The organism is Streptococcus alactolyticus, assembly GCF_042649785.1.
Classification (GTDB): domain Bacteria; phylum Bacillota; class Bacilli; order Lactobacillales; family Streptococcaceae; genus Streptococcus; species Streptococcus alactolyticus.
Genome location: NZ_JBHRZX010000038.1, coordinates 14,847 through 33,319 on the forward strand (window position 1 = coordinate 14,847; position 18,473 = coordinate 33,319).

The window sequence follows — 18,473 nt, forward strand, 5'->3', positions numbered from 1 at the left end:
AATATTCCTTTACTTTATTATTTTAAAAAGTTTTTAACGAGCGTTTTTTATGCTCAATAACGAAATCCTTATTAAAGTTTGATTTCTACGTTAACGCCACTTGGAAGATCTAATTTCATCAAAGCGTCAACTGTTTTTTGAGTTGGGTTGATGATGTCGATCAAGCGTTTGTGAGTACGCATTTCAAATTGTTCGCGTGAATCTTTGTATTTGTGAGTCGCACGAATAATTGTGTACAAGCTACGTTCTGTTGGAAGTGGAACTGGTCCAGCTACTGTAGCACCTGTACGTGTTGCAGTTTCAACAATTTTTTCTGCCGCTGTATCAAGTGTACGATGTTCGTATGCTTTCAAACGGATACGGATTTTCTTATTTGCCATCTTTTTCTCCTTCTCGTCTATTTAAGATAATAGGCTAGCTCCTCAAGAAAACCAACACCTCTTTGCGTGGCAATGCAACCGAGCGTGTCGCAACCTCTTGTATCATAGCTAAAGTTACTGTTTTACAGCACCAGTATATAATAGCAAATTTGAACTGAGTTCGCAAGGGTTTTGCTCTATTTTTTAAAGAATTCGTTTTCAGTTTATCTATCATAAAAAGCAAGAAGCTACTGCTCTTGCTTTTTCATAGATTATTAGGTTGCTGGAGCTGGCTCCAGTGTTTTTAGGTGCCTATGATATAGGAATTTTAATAAGAACCAACGGAAGATATTGTCCGCCAATGTGGCTAACCAAACCCCTTGTAAACCTAAATTAAAGGTGATACCAAGAACGTATCCCAAAACGATACGGATGAGCCACATCCCAATAGTTGTTGCATAAAATGGTAGGCGAGCATTTCCTAAACCTTGCCAAGTCGCTGTGTAAATCAAAGTACCAGCCGTGGCAGGTCCACCAATAAAGGAATAGAAAAGAACTGTGGCACTAGCTTGAAGGGCAACTGAATCGGTCGTAAAGAGTTGGGACAATTCGGTGTGGAAATACCAAGAAAAAAGACCGATAGCAAACATTGGCAAGACTGATATGACGTAGGACATTCTCACCAGACGACGAATGGCTTGCGGATTTCTCTGACCTAAACAACGCGCCACAAGAATAACCGTCGCCGTTGCCACACCAAAACCTGGCATAAAGTTAAATTGGATTAAGGTTTCACCAATGGCATTACCTGCGACAACCTTAGTTCCGAATTTAACAATAATGGCTATGATAACCACATCTCCTGCTCGCATCATCAGGCGTTCACCTGCAGCTGGAAGAGCAAGTTTGATTAAATCATCACTCAAACGCCACCTCATGTGCTTAACCATGCGTTTTATCGGCAAGTAATAAGCTAAAATACCTACTGAAATAAAACGCGCTAAAACAGTTGAGCAAGCGACCCCAGCCACGCCCCAATGGCAAATAAAAACAGCTACTGCTGAGAACAGAGCGTTTAGAATATTTGCAACCAAACTGACGTACATCGGCAAACGAGGCTTACCTGTTGACCTTAAAATAGCACCAAAAGTTGTAATCAAGCCGAGGCTAATAATCAAACCACCGACCAGTGCTAGATAAAGCCCACCTGTTTGGGTAACCGCCGTCGCTGTCCCTAATAATTGAAGCATCTGCTTGCCAAGTGTCACGGAGATAAGACCAAGAAACAGGCTCAGCACGATGGTAATTAAGAGAGCATCTGATTGATATTGTACGGTTTTTTGAGCATTCTTCTCACCAATACTCTTGGCGACTAGACTAGAAATCGCAGCTCCAAGAGCGATAAAAACGGCTTGATAAATCGTAATAATATTATTCGCAACAGAAACTCCCGAAACAGCTACTAGACCCACTTGAGCCACTAGATAATTATCCACGACTCCCATGAGCATCTGCAAGAGATTTTCCATCATAGACGGAAAAGCTAATCGAATAATTTCTTTTGATTGTTTCATAATGTGACATTATAGCACAAATAAAAGCCGAGGACAAATCTCGGCTCTTAGAAACTATATCCCTAAAATGCTTTCAACAATGGCTTGCATGCCGTCTGTTGAAACAACGGTATCATGACGAACAGGTAATTTATCAAGGCTTTTAACGGCTTTTGGAATAGCCACTCCTGATAATTTTTCCAAGTCATTAACCGCTGCAAAATCATCTGCTGCAGCTTGCTCTCTGACGGCATCAACCACAACTCGTGGGAATTTATAAGGGCTGGCTGTTGAGGCAATGACCGTTGGAGTTGTGTCTTTCGTACGGTAAAGGTATTTGTGATAAACTGCTGAAGCAACCGCTGTATGTGGGTCTTCAATATAATGTGATGTTTCGTACACGCGTTTGATTTCGGCTGATGTTTCTGCCTCAGTTGCGTAATCTGCTGCAAACAAATCTAAAATAGTATGGTCCACCTCAGGAAGGGTGTACTCACCGTCTGCCACTAATTCTTCCATTAAAGTTTTGGTTTTAGCAGCATCATTTCCTAACAAATGGAAAATCAAACGTTCCAAGTTAGATGACACCAAGATATCCATTGATGGGCTGGTTGTCACTTTGAAATCACGTTTTTTGTCGTAAGTTCCAGTTACAAAGAAGTCTGTCAATACCTTGTTTTCATTTGACGCACAAATCAACTTACCAATTGGAACACCGATTTGACTAGCATAATAAGCCGCTAGGATATTCCCGAAATTACCTGTTGGAACGGTAACATTAATCTTATCTCCAACGCGAATGTGACCATTTTTCACCAATTGAGCGTAGGCATAAACATAGTATACAATTTGTGGCACCAAGCGACCGATATTCATTGAGTTGGCTGATGAGAATTGCAGATTTTGATCGGCCAATTTTTGGCGTAGGGCATCGTCGTTGAACATCTGTTTAACAGCCGTTTGAGCATCATCAAAATTACCTGTAATGGCAACGACATGAGTGTTGTCGCCAGTTTGAGTCGTCATTTGCAATTCTTGAATCTTGCTAACCCCATCTTTTGGATAGAAAACAATAATCTCAGTTCCTGGAACGTCCGCAAATCCAGCCATAGCAGCTTTTCCAGTATCCCCTGAAGTCGCTGTCAAAATCACAATTTTACGATCTACCCCTTGTTTTTTTACAGAAGTCGTCAAAAGGTGAGGCAGGATTGACAAAGCCATGTCTTTAAAGGCGATAGTTGCCCCGTGGAAAAGCTCTAGATTGTATTGCCCTTCTAATGATACCAATGGTGCAATAGCTGGTGTGTCAAATTTGGCATCGTAAGCTGAAGCAATGCAGTGGTCCAACTCTTCTTCTGTGAAATCATCCAAGAAAGCTGACAAGACTAATTTGGCAACTTCTTGGTAAGAGGCATCTTTTAACGTATCAAAATCCAAGTTGACAGATGGCATGGTAACAGGGGTAAACAAACCACCGTCACTTGCTAGTCCTTGTAAAATTGCTTGACTAGCAGTTACTTTATTATTTTCATCGCGCGTTGATTGGTAAATTAACGTCATCACAAACTCCTTATCTTAAATAGAGACTATATGTCCATTCTATCATAATTATCAGAAAATTTATACAAATTTTACCATAATTGTAAAAAGGGGACGACTTTTTTGGCTCGCCCCCTCAACATATTTTTACTATTTTACTTACCAGTCCAACGTGAATCTACACCAGCAATTGAAATCCAAACGCTTGCCAAAACGTTATAGAATAAAGCAGCCACTAACTTCCCTCCTTCCTACTCACGTTTAATCCATTGGTATAATAACGCTAGCCATTCAATCTGTAAAGGGCTTTCATAAACTTTTTTGAGATTTTTTTACGAGTCGGCTTTCCACTAAAAAAAGTCAATGATGCAACTGTTACTCAGTCGGAGCGTTGACTTAAATACTTTATTCTTTGGCAGGGCCTTTAGCAGATTTATCGATAGCTTTTTGAATGGTTTTAACGTAAAGGTCTGCACCTGTTGAATCGCTGTCGCTGTAATGGACGCCGTCTGTTCCCTTCCAGATATCTGGGTGAGTTGAGGCAGCCTTATACCAATCCGCAATAGTCACATAAGGATAGGTATCTGGCAAGGTCAATTCGTAATCACGAACTTCTTTGACTTGCGTTTCATTATTAGCATTGTAAGGCGTAACGATAATCAAACGGTAGCCATTTGGCAAAGCGTCAATAAAACGTTGCAAATCTTCGCGATAATTATCTAAGGAATTAACACCGACAGCAAGAACCGTTGTTTTGGACAAGGTACCACTGTCAATAGCATTTTTGTAAATATCAAAAGCTTCGTTGAAATTACGACTAACAGCGGCATCAAGTTGAGCATCAGGCAACAAACTTGAAAAGGCGCTGCTTGAACGAAGGGCAACAGAGTCACCAATAATAGTCACATCACTGAGCGCAGCAGCATCACCAGCGGTCAGGGTATGAGTCCTAGTCACATTACTTTGCTCTTGATTTAAGGAATTGACCAACAAGCTGGATTCAAAATTCCCCATGCTTGGGGCCATCAGAACCGTTACAAGGGTCACAAGGCCAAGTGCTGCCGTTCCTCCATAAATCCATTTCTTATAAGGCGTCAAATCAAACTCTACTCCCAATAAGCTTGGTGATTTTCCAGCAATAAAAGGCTCAAGGAGATAGTAAGACAAGGTTGACAAGACAATGGAGAAGAACACAGTCAACAGAACTGCCAAGAAATGAGGCATCAATTGGGTAAAGATCACATAAAATGGCCAGTGGAAGAGGTAAATCCCGTAACTAATATCTGATAAATAGTTAATCACCACGGGCTCTTTTGCATTTGGCAACTGGTCATTTAAAACACGCGCCCCGTAAATCATAACAACAGCAAACAAACTAGCTAGTAAGAAACCAAACCAATAAGTGATGCGATGGTTGAAATTCAAAGTCAATCCCAAAACCATTAGCAAGGCAAAGCTGGTTGCCATGGTGATGATACTGCGTTTTGTCGTCCACAAACGGACATTTTTCTTAAATCGGACAGTGGTTTCTCTGACCCCAGTCATCGTTGCTACCATTGCTCCTAGGAAGAATGGGAAACTATGCGATAGCGATGAAAAGTAGATGGTTGACACATTGTCCACGAAAAAGACTCGGATAAACATTGATAGGAAGCTTCCCAAAAAGAAAAGTCCCGAAATTCCAAAAATCATGCTACGGAATTGGGCTAAACTGTGTCGGCGACGTCCTAAGAACCAAATCAACCAACCCCAAATCAAGTAGAAATGCATCTCAATCGCCAAACTCCACGTTTGTAGGAAAAGGTGGGGAACAAATTGCGATTCGTAATTACCACCGGTCATGATTTCATAAAAATTGGTGGTAAATCCCAGTGCCGCTGCGATTTGTGTGCCTATATTGGCAACATAATCTCGGCGCACCAAGTAAGTAAATGGGATAACCATCAGAACCATCAATACCAAAGGAGGCACAATCCGATAGAATCGCCTCCTATAAAAACCAAGAAGGTCTATCTTTCTGTGCTTAGAATACTCATCAATTAACAAAGCAGTGATTAAGTAGCCTGAAAAGGTGAAGAAGACATCAACACCAACAAAGCCTCCTGGAAAGATTGTTTTATAGAAATGATAGAGCAAGACTAACAAAAGCCCTGTTACCCTAACCATTGAAAACCATTTTATTCTCATTTTTGAAAAATCCCCTGTTTAAAGGTTCCTGTATAGACTTTACCATTTTGAGCCTTCAAGGTTCCTTGTCCGTTTGGTTGACCATCTTTAAATTCGCCGCTATAACTCCAACCTGATTTAGCGGTATAGGTACCTTCGCCATCAAAAATACCATTGACAAAGTGCCCTTTATAAACATCCCCATTTTGATAAGTCAACTGTCCCTGACCATTCATGCGATGATTGACCACATAGCCTGTATAGGTTATTTTGCCATTATCGTAAACCAAGGTTGTCTTGGAACTTTTTGACACCGAAAAAACGGATAGGCCACAAATAACAAGAAATAGGACAACAATTATCTCTATACGGCCTCTACTTATATTTATTTTTTTCATGTTCACACAACTTCTAAAACTTTAAACGATTGTCTAAAAAATTTCTTTTACTATTATAACAAAAAAATAGAGCTTAACGCATGATATCTCTTTTAAATGTTTCGTTTCTGGTTAAGCCAACCGAATTCTAACACTAAAAAAGGAAGAAACTTAACGAAGTAAGCTTCTTCCTAGGAGATTATGAAAAAGAAAAGTTTTAGGATTGTCTACAGTATAGAAAGATTAGCTTAAAATTAACTTAACATTAACTTTAATTTTCCTTAAACGGGTAACCTAGGTGTTCGTAAGCCTTGGCAGTCGCCACGCGCCCTGTCCGCGTTCGCATGATAAAACCTTTTTGAATCAAATAAGGCTCGTACATATCCTCCACCGTATCGCGTTCCTCAGCAATATTGACAGACAAGGTGCCTAGTCCCACTGGACCTCCATTATACAGTTCAATCATCGTCCGCAAGATTTTTTGGTCAATGTAATCAAGCCCTTCAGCATCGACATCCAACATTGTCAAAGCCTTGTCGGTGATATCTTTTGTAATCACACCATCTCCCATGATTTGAGCGTAGTCCCTCACACGTTTTAACAGACGGTTAGCAATACGTGGTGTGCCACGGCTGCGTCTGGCTAATTCTTGTGCTGCTTCATAAACAATGCTCATCTCAAAAATATCTGCCGTCCGCTCAATGATTTCCGTCAAATCATCCACATCATAGTATTCCATGTGTCCTGTAATACCAAAGCGCGCTCGCAAAGGGTTTGATAGCATACCTGCTCGGGTGGTTGCACCAATTAAGGTAAACGGTGGCAATTCCAGATGCACACTACGGCTAGTTTCACCAGCACCAATCATGATGTCAATGTAAAAATCTTCCATAGCACTGTAAAGCACTTCTTCGACAGCCATAGGCATTCGATGAATTTCATCAATAAAAAGCACGTCACCTGGTTCTAAATCATTTAAGATGGCCACCAAATCTCCCGCCTTTTCAATAGCTGGCCCTGAGGTTTGTTTCAAATTCACGCCTAATTCGTTGGCGATGACAAAAGCCATGGTAGTCTTACCAAGACCTGGCGGTCCAAACAACAAAACGTGGTCCAAAGACTCATCTCGCAATTTTGCTGCTTCGATAAAAATGCGTAATTGATTTTTGACCTTATCTTGACCAATGTATTCTTGCAAATATTGGGGACGCAAGGTTCGCTCTACGAACTCCTCATCACCCATCACGTCATTATCTAAAATTCTACTCATATCATTATTATACCAAAACTAAAAAGGTCAGGGAATTTTTTGAACAAGAGCTTATAAACCCCACCAACCTGTTAGCAGAAAAAAGAAAACCATTGATTTCATCTCTTTCCATCCTTTCCAAATGATTACATTTAGTTTACTGGATTTTTCAGAAAAACAACAGGACATATATGTCCTGTTCTGCAAAAAAAATCCCTAGAAAAAATCTAGGGATAGTTTTGGGTATCCTTTTGCCATTCCGTGACCAACTGCTCTTCTAGATGGGTATCTCCTATCAAACTGGCAAATAAAATGGCTTTGGTATAAGATTCTTGTGCAGTAGCCAAATCATTTTTGAAATGCAGCTGATATTTCCACTCTACCAAGCTTAAAATGGGGCGTTTTTGAAAATCGTGAATCGCCGTCATGATGTCACTGCTTTTTGACATGATAGCCTCCACAAAAGTGTCCTTTTGAAAACGAAAAGCCAAGTCAACGTTATTTAGCAAAACATTATTCAAAATCAGTGCCGTTTCAGGGTCAGCAATGTCTTGGTCCAACAAGCGTTCCATCAAAGTCTTATACAAATCCAAACTGTAAATGCCTTCTAAAACGGGAGCTGAGGCCAAACAAGCCAAGTACAAATCAATCACAATCAGGTCATTTAAGGAAAAAACCTGCTTTTTTAGAACTTGGTCAAAATACTCGTGCAAAATGCCCTCTCCAAAATTAACATCATCGCTGAAGTGCACATCTATCTTAGACTGCAAGCAATCCATCATCAAGCGTTCTTCTTCTGGAATGACTTCGTAATACTGCTCCGCAATTTCATCAAAATAATGGCTCTTTTTTTGCAGGCGTTCTTGGTCCCCATAAGTCGGTGTTCTCAGCAGCAAATACTTTAATTCCTTGTATCTAGCTGGAAGTTCAAAGGTCTTGCCATCGGTTAGCTCACCAATGCTCACTCCCAAAATCTGCGCGATATAGGTTACCTTGTTTAGTGTTGGAATGGACTGCCCTGTTTCAACCCGATACAACTGCCGAATAGACAATTCCGTTTCATCGCCACAAAAAGCCTCACGTGAAATCCCACGCTCTTCTCTTAACTGGCGCACCTTTTCCCCAAATGCTTTCATAATCAATCTCCTTAAATCCCCTAAAACTAACGATCTCTCCGATAGAAAAAGAAAGACAGGATAATACTCTCCCAACTAGTTATCCTGCCTTCTTAGAAAAATAGTGTTCGATAATGGTTGTATTTAAATCATCAAGTTGATAAATCTTAGTCCCCTAAACCAATACGTTCAAAGATTTCATCAACACGTTTTGTGTAATAAGCTGGGTTAAACAACTCATCGATTTCATCTTGTGTCAAACGTGATGTCACTTCTTCATCAGCTTCAAGAAGTGGTTTGAAATCGACTTGGTTATCCCAAGAATAAGCTGTCTTAGGTTGAACAAGGTCATAAGCTTGCTCACGCGTCATGCCTTTTTCGATCAGTTTAAGCATCACACGTTGGCTGAAGATAAGACCAAATGTAGAACCCATGTTGCGAAGCATATTTTCTGGGAAAACGGTCAAGTTTTTCACGATATTGCCAAAACGGTTTAGCATGTAATCAATCAAAATCGTTGTATCTGGTGTGATGATACGTTCTGCTGATGAGTGTGAGATATCACGTTCATGCCAAAGAGCAACGTTTTCGTAAGCTGTTACCATGTGTCCACGAATCACACGCGCAAGACCAGTCATGTTTTCTGAACCGATTGGGTTGCGTTTGTGTGGCATTGCTGAGCTACCTTTTTGGCCTTTAGCAAAGTATTCTTCAACTTCACGTTGTTCAGATTTTTGCAAACCACGGATTTCAGTTGCCATGCGTTCAATTGATGTTGCGATGCTAGCAAGAACAGCAAAGTATTCAGCGTGAAGGTCACGTGGAAGAACTTGTGTTGAGATCTCTTGAGCACGGATGCCTAATTTATCGCACACATAAGCTTCAACAAATGGTGGGATGTTAGCAAAGTTACCAACGGCACCTGAAATTTTACCAGCTTCGACACCTGCGGCAGCATGTTCGAAACGTTCGATGTTACGTTTCATTTCACTGTACCAAGTTGCTAATTTCAAACCAAAAGTAGTTGGCTCAGCATGGACACCGTGAGTACGTCCCATCATGATAGTAAACTTGTGTTCTTTTGCTTTGTTGGCAATGATTTCAAGGAAATTGTTCAAATCTTTGCGAATAATGTCGTTGGCTTGTTTGTAAAGGTAACCGTAAGCTGTATCAACGACGTCAGTTGATGTCAAACCGTAGTGAACCCATTTGCGTTCTTCGCCAAGTGTTTCAGAAACGGCACGCGTGAAAGCCACCACATCGTGACGTGTTTCTTGTTCAATTTCAAGAATACGGTCAATGTCAAAGTCCGCATTTTCACGGATTTTAGCCACATCTTCTTTAGGAATTTCACCTAATTCTGCCCATGCTTCATCGGCTAAGATTTCCACTTCAAGCCAAGCACGGTATTTATTTTCTTCACTCCAAATTGCCGCCATTTCAGGGCGTGAATAACGATCGATCATGTTTAAGATATTAAGGGCGTTAAGCGAATACGGTTAACACCCTAACTCCTTTCCTTTTTTTAGTTATATCAATAAAACAACTAACACAATTAATTAAAATCTTCCTTACCAATTTCAACAGATGGATAGTGAGGTAAAGTTGTTAAATCTGTATCGAGTGGTAAATCATAAACAGCAAGGTAATCATTGGGGTACTTATTTGTCAGTTCTGCCATTTTTTCAGAAATACGAGACTTATCAGAAGAAGCAAAAACGACTTCAACGATAGCTTTCTTAGTATTATCAATATAAGCATGAACAATGATTTTCAGCATATTTCCTCCGATTAACACTTTAAAAATCCATTCCTTCCCCCATTTCCGCAATGGTATCTGGTTCATCACTAAACAAAGTAATGTGTCCCATTTTACGGTTATGTTTTGCCTCTAGTTTACCATAAAGGTGGAGGTGCGCGCTAGGGTTTTCTTGCATATAAGCCTGCGCTTTTTCCATGTGTTGTCCGAGGACATTTAGCATAACGGCAGGTTGGTGCAGGTGAATATCAGGCAGGGGCAAGCCAAGAATGCCCAAAATATGCGTATCAAATTGTGAGAAATCACAAGCTTCGATAGAATAGTGTCCTGAATTGTGTGGGCGTGGCGCAATTTCATTGACGATAATATCATCAGCTGTCGCAAACATTTCCACACAAAGCGTACCAGATAGGTCTAGCTTTTTCGCAATTTGAACGGCCATGGTTTGTGCTTTTTTGGCTAATTCGTCTGAAATACGGGCTGGGACGATGGTTTTTGAAAGAATGTTATTGCGGTGAATGTTTTCTTGAACTGGGAATACTGTGATATCTTGACCATTTCCTGAAACAATGACTGAAATTTCAAGGTCAAAATCCACAAATTCTTCCAAAACACATTCACAAGAATTTGCCAGTTGGTTGGCTTTTTCTAAGTCAGCAGCAGAGGTAATGACCACTTGACCGTGCCCATCATAGCCGCCTGTTGCCGTTTTTAAAACGTGGGTCTTGCTAAAATCAAGGTTCTCAATATCAAGGCTTGATGTAACCACTTTATAAGGTGCCACTTGTACGCCAGCTTTTTTAGCCAAAAAGTTTTTCTCAAAAATACGGTTTTGCGAAATGCGTAACAAGTCTGTCCCTTGAGGCAATTGATGGTCTTTGACAACGGCATCCAAGCCATCTGCGTCAACATTTTCAAACTCATAGGTCAAGACATCGCAACGTTCTGCTAATTCGCGCAAGGCTTCCACATCATCATAAGCCGCCACAATCATGTCACTCACGCGCGACGCTGGGCAATCTGCTGTTGGGTCCAAAGTAACCACTTTGTGCCCCATATAAATAGCTGAGATAGCCATCATTTGCCCCAATTGACCTCCGCCAATAATCCCAATCATTTTTGCTTTAGTCGAGCTCATCTGTTGATTCCTCTGCTACCTTGCCTTGTTCTAAAGCAAAGTTTTCTAATTTTTCTGCTAATGTCGCATCTTCAATTGCCAAAATACGAAGAGCTGTCAAAGCCGCATTGGTTGCTCCTGCTTCACCAATTGCCATGGTTGCAACAGGCACGCCACCAGGCATTTGAACGATTGAATAAAGAGAGTCAAGTCCGCTAAGAGCTCGTGATTTGACTGGCACACCGATAACAGGAAGTGTCGTCTTAGCGGCAACCATACCAGGTAAATGCGCAGCTCCACCCGCACCAGCAATAATGACCTTGATGCCACGACCTTTGGCTTCTTCAGCGTGTTTGAACATCAAATCTGGCGTACGGTGAGCAGACACGACTTTCTTTTCATATGCCACACCAAATTGGTCAAGTACTTCTGCTGTTTTTTTCATGGTAGCCCAATCTGATTTGCTTCCCATGATTACTGAAATTAATGGTTTCATGATTTTCCTTCCAATTGATTGATATCTTCAACATCAAGAACGCGATAACCTAATGTTTTGAGTTTTTGAGCAAAACGCCCGCTACCAGCTATTTTTCGGCCTGAAAAACTACCGTCGTAAACTTGATTGACCCCACATGAAGGGCTACGTGATTGCAAAATGGCTAAATCAACTTTTTTGCCAGAAATAGCTGCCAAAGAACGCTCGATTCCTTTTTCAAAAAGAGCATCGTAACGTTGACCTGTCGCATCCACAACATGACCCGCGGCTAATTCGACTGGCGGTCTAGGCACAGGCAAGCCAGCGAGCACCTCAGGGCAAACGGCAATTACTTCTTTATCAGCCACATAATCCACAAGAGCTTGATTGTAATTGTGACCACCGTTGTATTTACAACGTTCACCCAAGAGGCAGGCGCTCACTAACACACATCGAGTTTTAGCGTCCAATGGCCTTACTTCCAATGTCATGTCGGTAGAAAAGACCGCTGGTATCTTGTTTTGATAATTGAGCGTAGATGGTGTCTTTTGCTGTTTTCACATCTTCTTTTGTTGTGACTAGCATATAGACACGGCCACCATTTGACAAAAGAGCTCCGTCTTTGGCAAATGCTGCACCTGCATAATAAGTGATAATATCGCCACTTGTTTTTTCAGGTAAGCGAACGCCTTTTTCATAAGCCAATGGGTAACCTTCTGAAGCAACAACCACGCCCAAGGTTACACCCTCATCTGTCCAAGTCAACTCTGCCTTTTTCCCATCTAAAATATCCGTGATATTTTGAGCAAAATCAGAGGTCAAACGTGGCAAGATAACCTGAGTTTCAGGGTCACCAAAACGAGAGTTAAACTCGATGACCTTTGGACCATCTGCTGTCAAAATCAAACCAGCGTAAAGCACACCAAGGTAAGGATGACCTTCTGCAATCATGCCGTTAAGGACTGGTTTAACAATGGTTTCAACAGCCGTATCCACAACACTCTGAGGCAAATGAGGGACTGGTGCATAAGCTCCCATACCGCCTGTGTTTGGACCTTTGTCACCATCAAATGCACGTTTGTGGTCTTGAGCCGTTGGCATAATGTAAAAAGTATCCCCATTCACGAAAGCAAACAATGAAAATTCTTCGCCGTCAAGAAATTCTTCAATAACCACACGCGCACCAGAATCACCAAATTTATTGTCCAACAACATATCTTGAGCTGCTTCGATAGCTTGCTCAACTGTTTCTGCCACCACAACGCCTTTTCCAAGCGCTAAACCATCTGCTTTGACAACGATTGGAGCACCTTGTTCTTCGATGTAGCGTTTTGCTTCTTCAAAATCTGAAAACGTGCGATAAGCTGCTGTTGGAACCTTATATTTAGCCATGATTGATTTGGCAAAATCTTTAGACCACTCAAGCTCCGCTGCTGCTTTACTTGGACCAAAGGCTTTCAGACCAGCTGCATTGAAATCATCCACAATCCCGGCTGCTAAAGCATCATCAGGTCCGATGAAAGTCCAATCAATGCCATTCTCCTTTGCAAATGCAATCAGTTCAGAATGTTCGGAAATACCGATATTTACCAATTCAAGTCCGTCAAGCGTCATGCCATCATTTCCAGGAGCAACAAAAACCTGACTAACTTGAGGAGATTCTAACAATTTCTTAGCAATAGCGTGTTCACGCCCGCCTGATCCAACAACTAAAAGTTTCATAAGTTACTATACCTCAATACAAACCATTAACAGAGCCTAAGCTCCAGAATCAAAACTTTCGTCAAACACTACACGTTTTAACGAATTATACAAAAATATTATACCATATTTGTTCGGAAATTATAACGATTCATGTAACAACTTTATAACATTTTCCTTTTGGCAACCATTCAGACCACAACCAAAAATCCCAATCTGGGGGATTGGGATTTGCTTGGTCATGAAAAAAGTTTTTTTAGGAGTGTCTTTAGTATAGTTGGGGTGACTTAATGAAAACTAAAAAAAGCCTTTCAGAAAACTTAAAAACCTCAACCCTGAGGTTGAGGCTATTATTGTTACTATGTTATTTAAATAAAAGGGAGGTAGTTATATGATCTTAGTGACGGAAGTGACGGACACCTGTAAAGATCATAGTAAGTCCGTATTTATCAGCCATATCAATTGATTCTTGGTCACGAACAGAACCACCAGGTTGGATAATGGCTTTAACACCAGCGGCAGCAATTTCTTCCACGTTGTCTGCAAATGGGAAGAAAGCGTCACTAGCAAGTACCGCACCGTCAAAGCGGTCTTTAGCTTGGTCAAGAGCGATACGAACAGATGCCACACGGTTGGTTTGACCAGGACCAACACCAAGCGTCATGTGGTCATTTGTCACGATAATACCATTTGATTTGACATACTTGATCGCTTTCCAAGCAAATTCAAGGGCTGTTTGTTCTTGTTCGCTTGGTTGACGTTTTGTCACGACTTTCCAGTCAGCTGGATTTTCTTTGATAACGTCTTGGTTTTGCACCAAAAGGCCACCTACAACACCAGTGTATTCTTTTTCCACTTCGCTCGCTTCTTGCGCTTCAAATGGCAATTGAAGAATACGCAAGTTTTTCTTCTTCGTTGTCAAGATTTCAAGCGCTTCTTCTGAATAGCTTGGTGCGATGATAATTTCAAGGAAAATAGCGTGCATTTTCTTAGCTGTTGCTGCGTCCACTTCACGGTTAAGCACGACAATACCACCAAAGATTGACACTGGGTCTGATTCGTAAGCATAATCCCAAGCTGTTTCAATGTCGTCTGCTTGCCCAATACCACATGGGTTCATGTGTTTAAGCGCCACAACAGTTGGACGGTCTTTGAAATCACGGATAATGCGGATAGCCGCATCAGCATCACGGATATTGTTAAATGACAATTCTTTACCGTTCAATTGTTTCGCTGACGCAATTGAATAAGCCGTAGGCAAGGCATTTTGATAGAAATCAGCGTCTTGTTGAGGATTTTCCCCGTAACGCATTGGTTGTTTCAAGTCATAAGTCAAAGTGAGTTTTTCAGGTTTTTCTTCACCCACTTGTTTAGTAAAGTAATCCGCAATCAAAGCATCGTAAGCTGCTGTGTGACGGAAGACTTTAGCTGCCAAACGTTTACGTGTTTCCACACTTGTTTCACCAGTAGCTTTCAATTCATCTAACACAACAGCGTAGTCTGCTGGGTCAACAAGAACGGTCACGCTGGCATGATTTTTCGCTGCTGAACGAAGCATTGACGGACCACCGATGTCAATGTTTTCAACGGCATCTGCGTAAGTCACGTCTGGTTTCAGAATCGTTTCTTTAAATGGGTAAAGGTTTACCACAACAAGGTCAATCAGCTCAATGTGATTTTTCTTAGCTGCTTCAAGGTGGCTGTCAAGGTCACGACGAGCCAAAAGACCACCGTGAATGTTTGGGTGAAGGGTCTTCACACGTCCATCCATCATTTCAGGAAAACCAGTCACATCGTCAATTGCGATTGTGTCAACACCTGCTTTATCAAGTGCTACTTTTGTTCCCCCAGTTGAGATGATATCCCAACCTAATTGTTTCAATTCTTGGGCAAATTCTACAATACCCGCTTTATCAGAAACACTAATCAGTGCACGTTTTGTCATTTTTTCTCCTTTTAAAACGAATTTTCGCTTATCCTTATTTTCTCTCAACACCCAAACTCTCCAAAACTTCTGGATAGAGTTGGTATTCATGGTCATGAATGCGAGCTTCAAAACTGTCAATGGTATCATCAGCTAGACGTGGCACACGGACTTGCTTGATGACTTTTCCTGTGTCAACACCACTATCAACCCAGTGAATGGTCACACCTGACTGGCTGACACCAGCTTCCCAAGCATCCTCAATGCCATGAGCCCCTGGAAATTCAGGCAAATAAGCTGGATGAATGTTGATGATACGTCCCTCGTAAGCTTTTAGCAAAGTTGGGCCAACAATTTTCATGTAGCCTGCCAAGCACACCAAATCAATGTCATATTGCTCCAGCAAGGCAACAATAGCATCTTCGTAAGCAGCTTTATTGTCAAATTCCTTTAATTCAAAAGCATGGGCAGGCACACCAAGCTTTTCAGCACGCTCTAAAACATAAGCATCTCGGTGGTCTGAAAAGACAAAGGCAACGGGAAATTGCTCTGCAATAACTTGAAAATTTGACCCGTTACCACTCGCAAAAACGGCGATCTTTTTCATTATTTAATCACCACACTTGCATCTGCTTTTTTGACAATACGACCAAGTTCATAAACAGGTTCATCGAACAATTCTTTCACGCGCTCAACCTTGTCAGGACTAACTGCCAACATCAAACCAATCCCCATGTTGAAGATTTCAAACATTTCATCGTGTTTGAGCTCTCCGTATTTTTCAAGGGCTTTGAAGATAGGAAGAACAGGCACTTTATCCTCTTCAATTTCAGCAGCCAAGTCATCTGAGAACATACGTGGCACATTTTCGATGAAACCACCACCTGTGATGTGGGCAATACCGTTTACCAATTCTTCTTTGATAAGGGGTAGTACCGCTTTAACATAGATACGAGTTGGTTCAAGAAGCACTTCTTTCAACGGTTTGCCTTCAAGTTCTGGAAGCACTTCATCACCTGTATAATCAGCAAAGACACGACGCACAAGTGAGTAACCGTTTGAGTGGATACCGCTTGAAGCAAGTCCAAGAAGAACATCACCTTCAGATACTTTTGAACCGTCGATAATTTGTGATTTTTCCGCAACACCTACGGCAAAACCAGCCAAGTCATAGTCGTCTTCACCGTACATACCAGGCATTTCAGCGGTTTCACCACCAATAAGCGCTGCACCAGATTGCACACAACCTTCCGCAACACCCGCAACCACTTGTTCCAATTTAGCTGGTTCGTTTTTACCAGTCGCAATGTAATCTAGAAAGTAAAGTGGCTCTGCACCCGCTGCGATGATGTCGTTGACACACATGGCAACACAGTCTTGACCAATCGTATCGTGTTTGTCGTATTTGATGGCAAGCATGAGTTTTGTTCCCACACCGTCCGTTCCTGAAATCAAGACAGGTTCTTTCACACCAGTTTTAGACAGGTCAAACATCCCACCAAAACCACCAAGAGCGCCCATAACGCCCGCACGTTCTGTACGTGCAACGTGTTTTTTGATACGAGCAACAACTTCATAACCCGCTTCAACATCAACACCAGATTGAGCGTAAGCATTTTTTGTCATAAATAAATTCTCCTTTTTGGGAAATAGCTGAGCTATTATAAAACTAATTCTCTAAAAGCCTTATTTTTCCAAATAAAAGCTGGTTTTTTCCTCTAAACTCTTGAGGTAAGGTTCTTCGTAATCGTACAGTGGTGTTGGGTATTTGCCGTCAAAGTAAGCAACACAAAGACCACCATTTGGAGCATCTGTGTCAATACCGATAGACTCAATCAAGCCATCAATCGACAAGTAAGTCAAACTGTCCGCACCAATAATCTCACAAACTTCTTCTTTCGTATGGTTAGCTGAAATCAACTCACGACGATTTTGAATGTCAATACCGTAGAAACATGGGTATTTCAATTCAGGGCTACCAATAGCCACGTGAACTTCTGTGGCACCAGCTTCACGCAAGAGATTCACGATACGACGAGAAGTGGTTCCACGCACGATAGAATCGTCAACCATCACCACGCGCTTGCCTTTAACAACCCCTGAAACCGCCGAAAGTTTCATACGAACCCCTTCTTCACGCAATTCCTGTGTCGGTTGGATAAAGGTACGTTGAGTGTATTGGTTTTTGACCAATCCCATTTCATTTGGAAGGCCTGATTCTTCCGCAAATCCCATAGCTGCTGAAAGCGATGAATTAGGCACCCCAACTACGATATCTGCTTCGTGTTGGAATTCTTGTGCCAAACGTTTCCCCATATTCTTACGAGCAGTGTGGACATTGACACCGTAGATATCACTATCTGGACGTGCAAAATACACGTATTCCATTGAACAAATAGCCAATTGCGTATCTGTTGTGTAAGTGTCGTACTGGATACCGTTGTCATCGATAATCACGATTTCACCTGGCTTCACATCACGAACCCATTTGGCACCGATAACTTCAAAGGCACATGTTTCACTTGAAACTACCCAAGCTCCATTTTTCATTTGACCGATTGACAAAGGACGGAAACCATTTGGGTCAAGCGCTGCAATCAATTTATCTTCTGTCATCAAAAGGTAAGCAAAACCACCTTTTACAGTATTGAGTGCTTCTTTGACTTTTCCGATAAATTCAGGATTGTGACTACGGCGAATCAAGTGCATCAAGATTTCAGTATCTGATGAGGCGTTAAAGATAGCACCTTGGTCCTCCAACTCTTTTTTCAATGACAAAGCATTTGTCAAATTCCCATTGTGGCACAAACCAAATTGCTCGTCAGTGAAGTTGTAAAGAAACGGTTGGATATTATTGATAGAAGCTGAACCTGCTGTCGCGTAACGCACGTGACCAATAGCAGCGGTCCCTGTTAATTTTTCCAAATCAGCAGGATTTTTAAACACTTCTGAAAGAAGACCTGTATCACGGTGTTGAAGCAACTTACCGTTATCATTTGTGACGATACCAGCCCCTTCTTGACCGCGGTGTTGGAGGCTATGAAGGCCAAAGTAAGCAACATGAGCTGCTTGAGGGTGGCCCCAAATGCCAAAAACGCCACATTCTTCATTAAGAGATTTTACTTCATATGTCATTATT

17 protein-coding genes are annotated in these 18,473 nt (G+C 41.5%); all 17 read right to left on the bottom strand.

Annotation, left to right across the window (positions count from 1 at the left end):
* Positions 1-71: 71 nt before the first annotated feature.
* Entirely contained in the window at positions 72-380 is a 309-nt protein-coding gene (gene rpsJ / locus ACFORE_RS07995) for a 30S ribosomal protein S10 (protein ID WP_002885653.1), read from the bottom strand.
* Between the two features lie 254 nt (positions 381-634).
* A complete protein-coding gene (locus ACFORE_RS08000; RefSeq protein WP_154454885.1) occupies positions 635-1,933 on the bottom strand; it encodes an MATE family efflux transporter in 1,299 nt (432 codons plus the stop codon).
* Positions 1,934-1,987: 54 nt separating this feature from the next.
* Complete coding sequence (gene thrC, locus ACFORE_RS08005) at positions 1,988-3,472, bottom strand: threonine synthase (protein WP_154454884.1); 1,485 nt, start codon at positions 3,470-3,472, stop codon at positions 1,988-1,990.
* 384 nt (positions 3,473-3,856) lie between these two features.
* A complete protein-coding gene (locus ACFORE_RS08010; RefSeq protein ID WP_264879687.1) occupies positions 3,857-5,638 on the bottom strand; it encodes an acyltransferase family protein in 1,782 nt (593 codons plus the stop codon).
* Complete coding sequence (locus ACFORE_RS08015; protein ID WP_154454882.1) at positions 5,635-6,015, bottom strand: MORN repeat-containing protein; 381 nt, start codon at positions 6,013-6,015, stop codon at positions 5,635-5,637. The genes ACFORE_RS08010 and ACFORE_RS08015 overlap by 4 nt, the downstream gene beginning before the upstream one ends.
* 250 nt (positions 6,016-6,265) lie before the next feature.
* Complete coding sequence (ruvB, locus tag ACFORE_RS08020; protein ID WP_154454881.1) at positions 6,266-7,264, bottom strand: Holliday junction branch migration DNA helicase RuvB; 999 nt, start codon at positions 7,262-7,264, stop codon at positions 6,266-6,268.
* A 206-nt stretch (positions 7,265-7,470) separates the two neighbouring features.
* Positions 7,471-8,382, bottom strand: coding sequence for a helix-turn-helix domain-containing protein (locus tag ACFORE_RS08025; RefSeq protein ID WP_235280823.1), 912 nt, complete (start codon positions 8,380-8,382; stop codon positions 7,471-7,473).
* Positions 8,383-8,525: 143 nt separating this feature from the next.
* Positions 8,526-9,824 carry an adenylosuccinate lyase gene (gene purB / locus ACFORE_RS08030; protein WP_154454879.1) on the bottom strand — a complete coding sequence of 433 codons (1,299 nt, stop codon included), beginning with the start codon at positions 9,822-9,824 and terminating at the stop codon, positions 8,526-8,528.
* An 89-nt stretch (positions 9,825-9,913) separates the two neighbouring features.
* On the bottom strand, positions 9,914-10,138 hold the full coding sequence (locus ACFORE_RS08035; RefSeq protein WP_154454878.1) for a phosphoribosylaminoimidazole carboxylase: 225 nt from the start codon (positions 10,136-10,138) through the stop codon (positions 9,914-9,916).
* A gap of 19 nt (positions 10,139-10,157) precedes the next feature.
* On the bottom strand, positions 10,158-11,255 hold the full coding sequence (purK, locus tag ACFORE_RS08040; protein ID WP_154454877.1) for a 5-(carboxyamino)imidazole ribonucleotide synthase: 1,098 nt from the start codon (positions 11,253-11,255) through the stop codon (positions 10,158-10,160).
* Positions 11,242-11,730 carry a 5-(carboxyamino)imidazole ribonucleotide mutase gene (gene purE / locus ACFORE_RS08045; protein WP_154454876.1) on the bottom strand — a complete coding sequence of 163 codons (489 nt, stop codon included), beginning with the start codon at positions 11,728-11,730 and terminating at the stop codon, positions 11,242-11,244. The genes purK and purE overlap by 14 nt, the downstream gene beginning before the upstream one ends.
* Positions 11,727-12,200, bottom strand: a complete 474-nt coding sequence (locus tag ACFORE_RS08050; RefSeq protein WP_167510362.1) for a 2-thiouracil desulfurase family protein — start codon at positions 12,198-12,200, stop codon at positions 11,727-11,729. Before ACFORE_RS08050 ends, purE begins: the two co-directional genes overlap by 4 nt.
* Positions 12,169-13,431 (bottom strand): phosphoribosylamine--glycine ligase, encoded by a 1,263-nt coding sequence (gene purD / locus ACFORE_RS08055; protein ID WP_154454874.1) that lies wholly within the window; start codon positions 13,429-13,431, stop codon positions 12,169-12,171. The genes ACFORE_RS08050 and purD overlap by 32 nt, the downstream gene beginning before the upstream one ends.
* Positions 13,432-13,807: 376 nt before the next feature.
* Positions 13,808-15,355 carry a bifunctional phosphoribosylaminoimidazolecarboxamide formyltransferase/IMP cyclohydrolase gene (gene purH / locus ACFORE_RS08060; protein WP_154454873.1) on the bottom strand — a complete coding sequence of 516 codons (1,548 nt, stop codon included), beginning with the start codon at positions 15,353-15,355 and terminating at the stop codon, positions 13,808-13,810.
* A 34-nt stretch (positions 15,356-15,389) separates the two neighbouring features.
* Positions 15,390-15,941 (bottom strand): phosphoribosylglycinamide formyltransferase, encoded by a 552-nt coding sequence (gene purN, locus ACFORE_RS08065; RefSeq protein ID WP_380435088.1) that lies wholly within the window; start codon positions 15,939-15,941, stop codon positions 15,390-15,392.
* Positions 15,941-16,960 carry a phosphoribosylformylglycinamidine cyclo-ligase gene (purM, locus tag ACFORE_RS08070; protein WP_154454871.1) on the bottom strand — a complete coding sequence of 340 codons (1,020 nt, stop codon included), beginning with the start codon at positions 16,958-16,960 and terminating at the stop codon, positions 15,941-15,943. The genes purN and purM overlap by 1 nt, the downstream gene beginning before the upstream one ends.
* A gap of 60 nt (positions 16,961-17,020) precedes the next feature.
* Positions 17,021-18,469, bottom strand: coding sequence for an amidophosphoribosyltransferase (purF, locus tag ACFORE_RS08075; protein WP_154454870.1), 1,449 nt, complete (start codon positions 18,467-18,469; stop codon positions 17,021-17,023).
* Positions 18,470-18,473: the final 4 nt, after the last annotated feature.

Excerpts from the sequence above, each read along its gene's own strand:
- rpsJ (WP_002885653.1), bottom strand. The coding sequence starts at position 380 with ATGGCAAATAAGAAAATCCGTATCCGTTTGAAAGCATACGAACATCGT.
- ACFORE_RS08000 (WP_154454885.1), bottom strand. The coding sequence starts at position 1,933 with ATGAAACAATCAAAAGAAATTATTCGATTAGCTTTTCCGTCTATGATG.
- thrC (WP_154454884.1), bottom strand. The coding sequence starts at position 3,472 with ATGACGTTAATTTACCAATCAACGCGCGATGAAAATAATAAAGTAACT.
- ACFORE_RS08010 (WP_264879687.1), bottom strand. The coding sequence starts at position 5,638 with ATGAGAATAAAATGGTTTTCAATGGTTAGGGTAACAGGGCTTTTGTTA.
- ACFORE_RS08015 (WP_154454882.1), bottom strand. The coding sequence starts at position 6,015 with ATGAAAAAAATAAATATAAGTAGAGGCCGTATAGAGATAATTGTTGTC.
- ruvB (WP_154454881.1), bottom strand. The coding sequence starts at position 7,264 with ATGAGTAGAATTTTAGATAATGACGTGATGGGTGATGAGGAGTTCGTA.
- purB (WP_154454879.1), bottom strand. The coding sequence starts at position 9,824 with ATGATCGATCGTTATTCACGCCCTGAAATGGCGGCAATTTGGAGTGAA.
- ACFORE_RS08035 (WP_154454878.1), bottom strand. The coding sequence starts at position 10,138 with ATGCTGAAAATCATTGTTCATGCTTATATTGATAATACTAAGAAAGCT.
- purK (WP_154454877.1), bottom strand. The coding sequence starts at position 11,255 with ATGAGCTCGACTAAAGCAAAAATGATTGGGATTATTGGCGGAGGTCAA.
- purE (WP_154454876.1), bottom strand. The coding sequence starts at position 11,730 with ATGAAACCATTAATTTCAGTAATCATGGGAAGCAAATCAGATTGGGCT.
- ACFORE_RS08050 (WP_167510362.1), bottom strand. The coding sequence starts at position 12,200 with ATGACATTGGAAGTAAGGCCATTGGACGCTAAAACTCGATGTGTGTTA.
- purD (WP_154454874.1), bottom strand. The coding sequence starts at position 13,431 with ATGAAACTTTTAGTTGTTGGATCAGGCGGGCGTGAACACGCTATTGCT.
- purH (WP_154454873.1), bottom strand. The coding sequence starts at position 15,355 with ATGACAAAACGTGCACTGATTAGTGTTTCTGATAAAGCGGGTATTGTA.
- purN (WP_380435088.1), bottom strand. The coding sequence starts at position 15,941 with ATGAAAAAGATCGCCGTTTTTGCGAGTGGTAACGGGTCAAATTTTCAA.
- purM (WP_154454871.1), bottom strand. The coding sequence starts at position 16,960 with ATGACAAAAAATGCTTACGCTCAATCTGGTGTTGATGTTGAAGCGGGT.
- purF (WP_154454870.1), bottom strand. The coding sequence starts at position 18,469 with ATGACATATGAAGTAAAATCTCTTAATGAAGAATGTGGCGTTTTTGGC.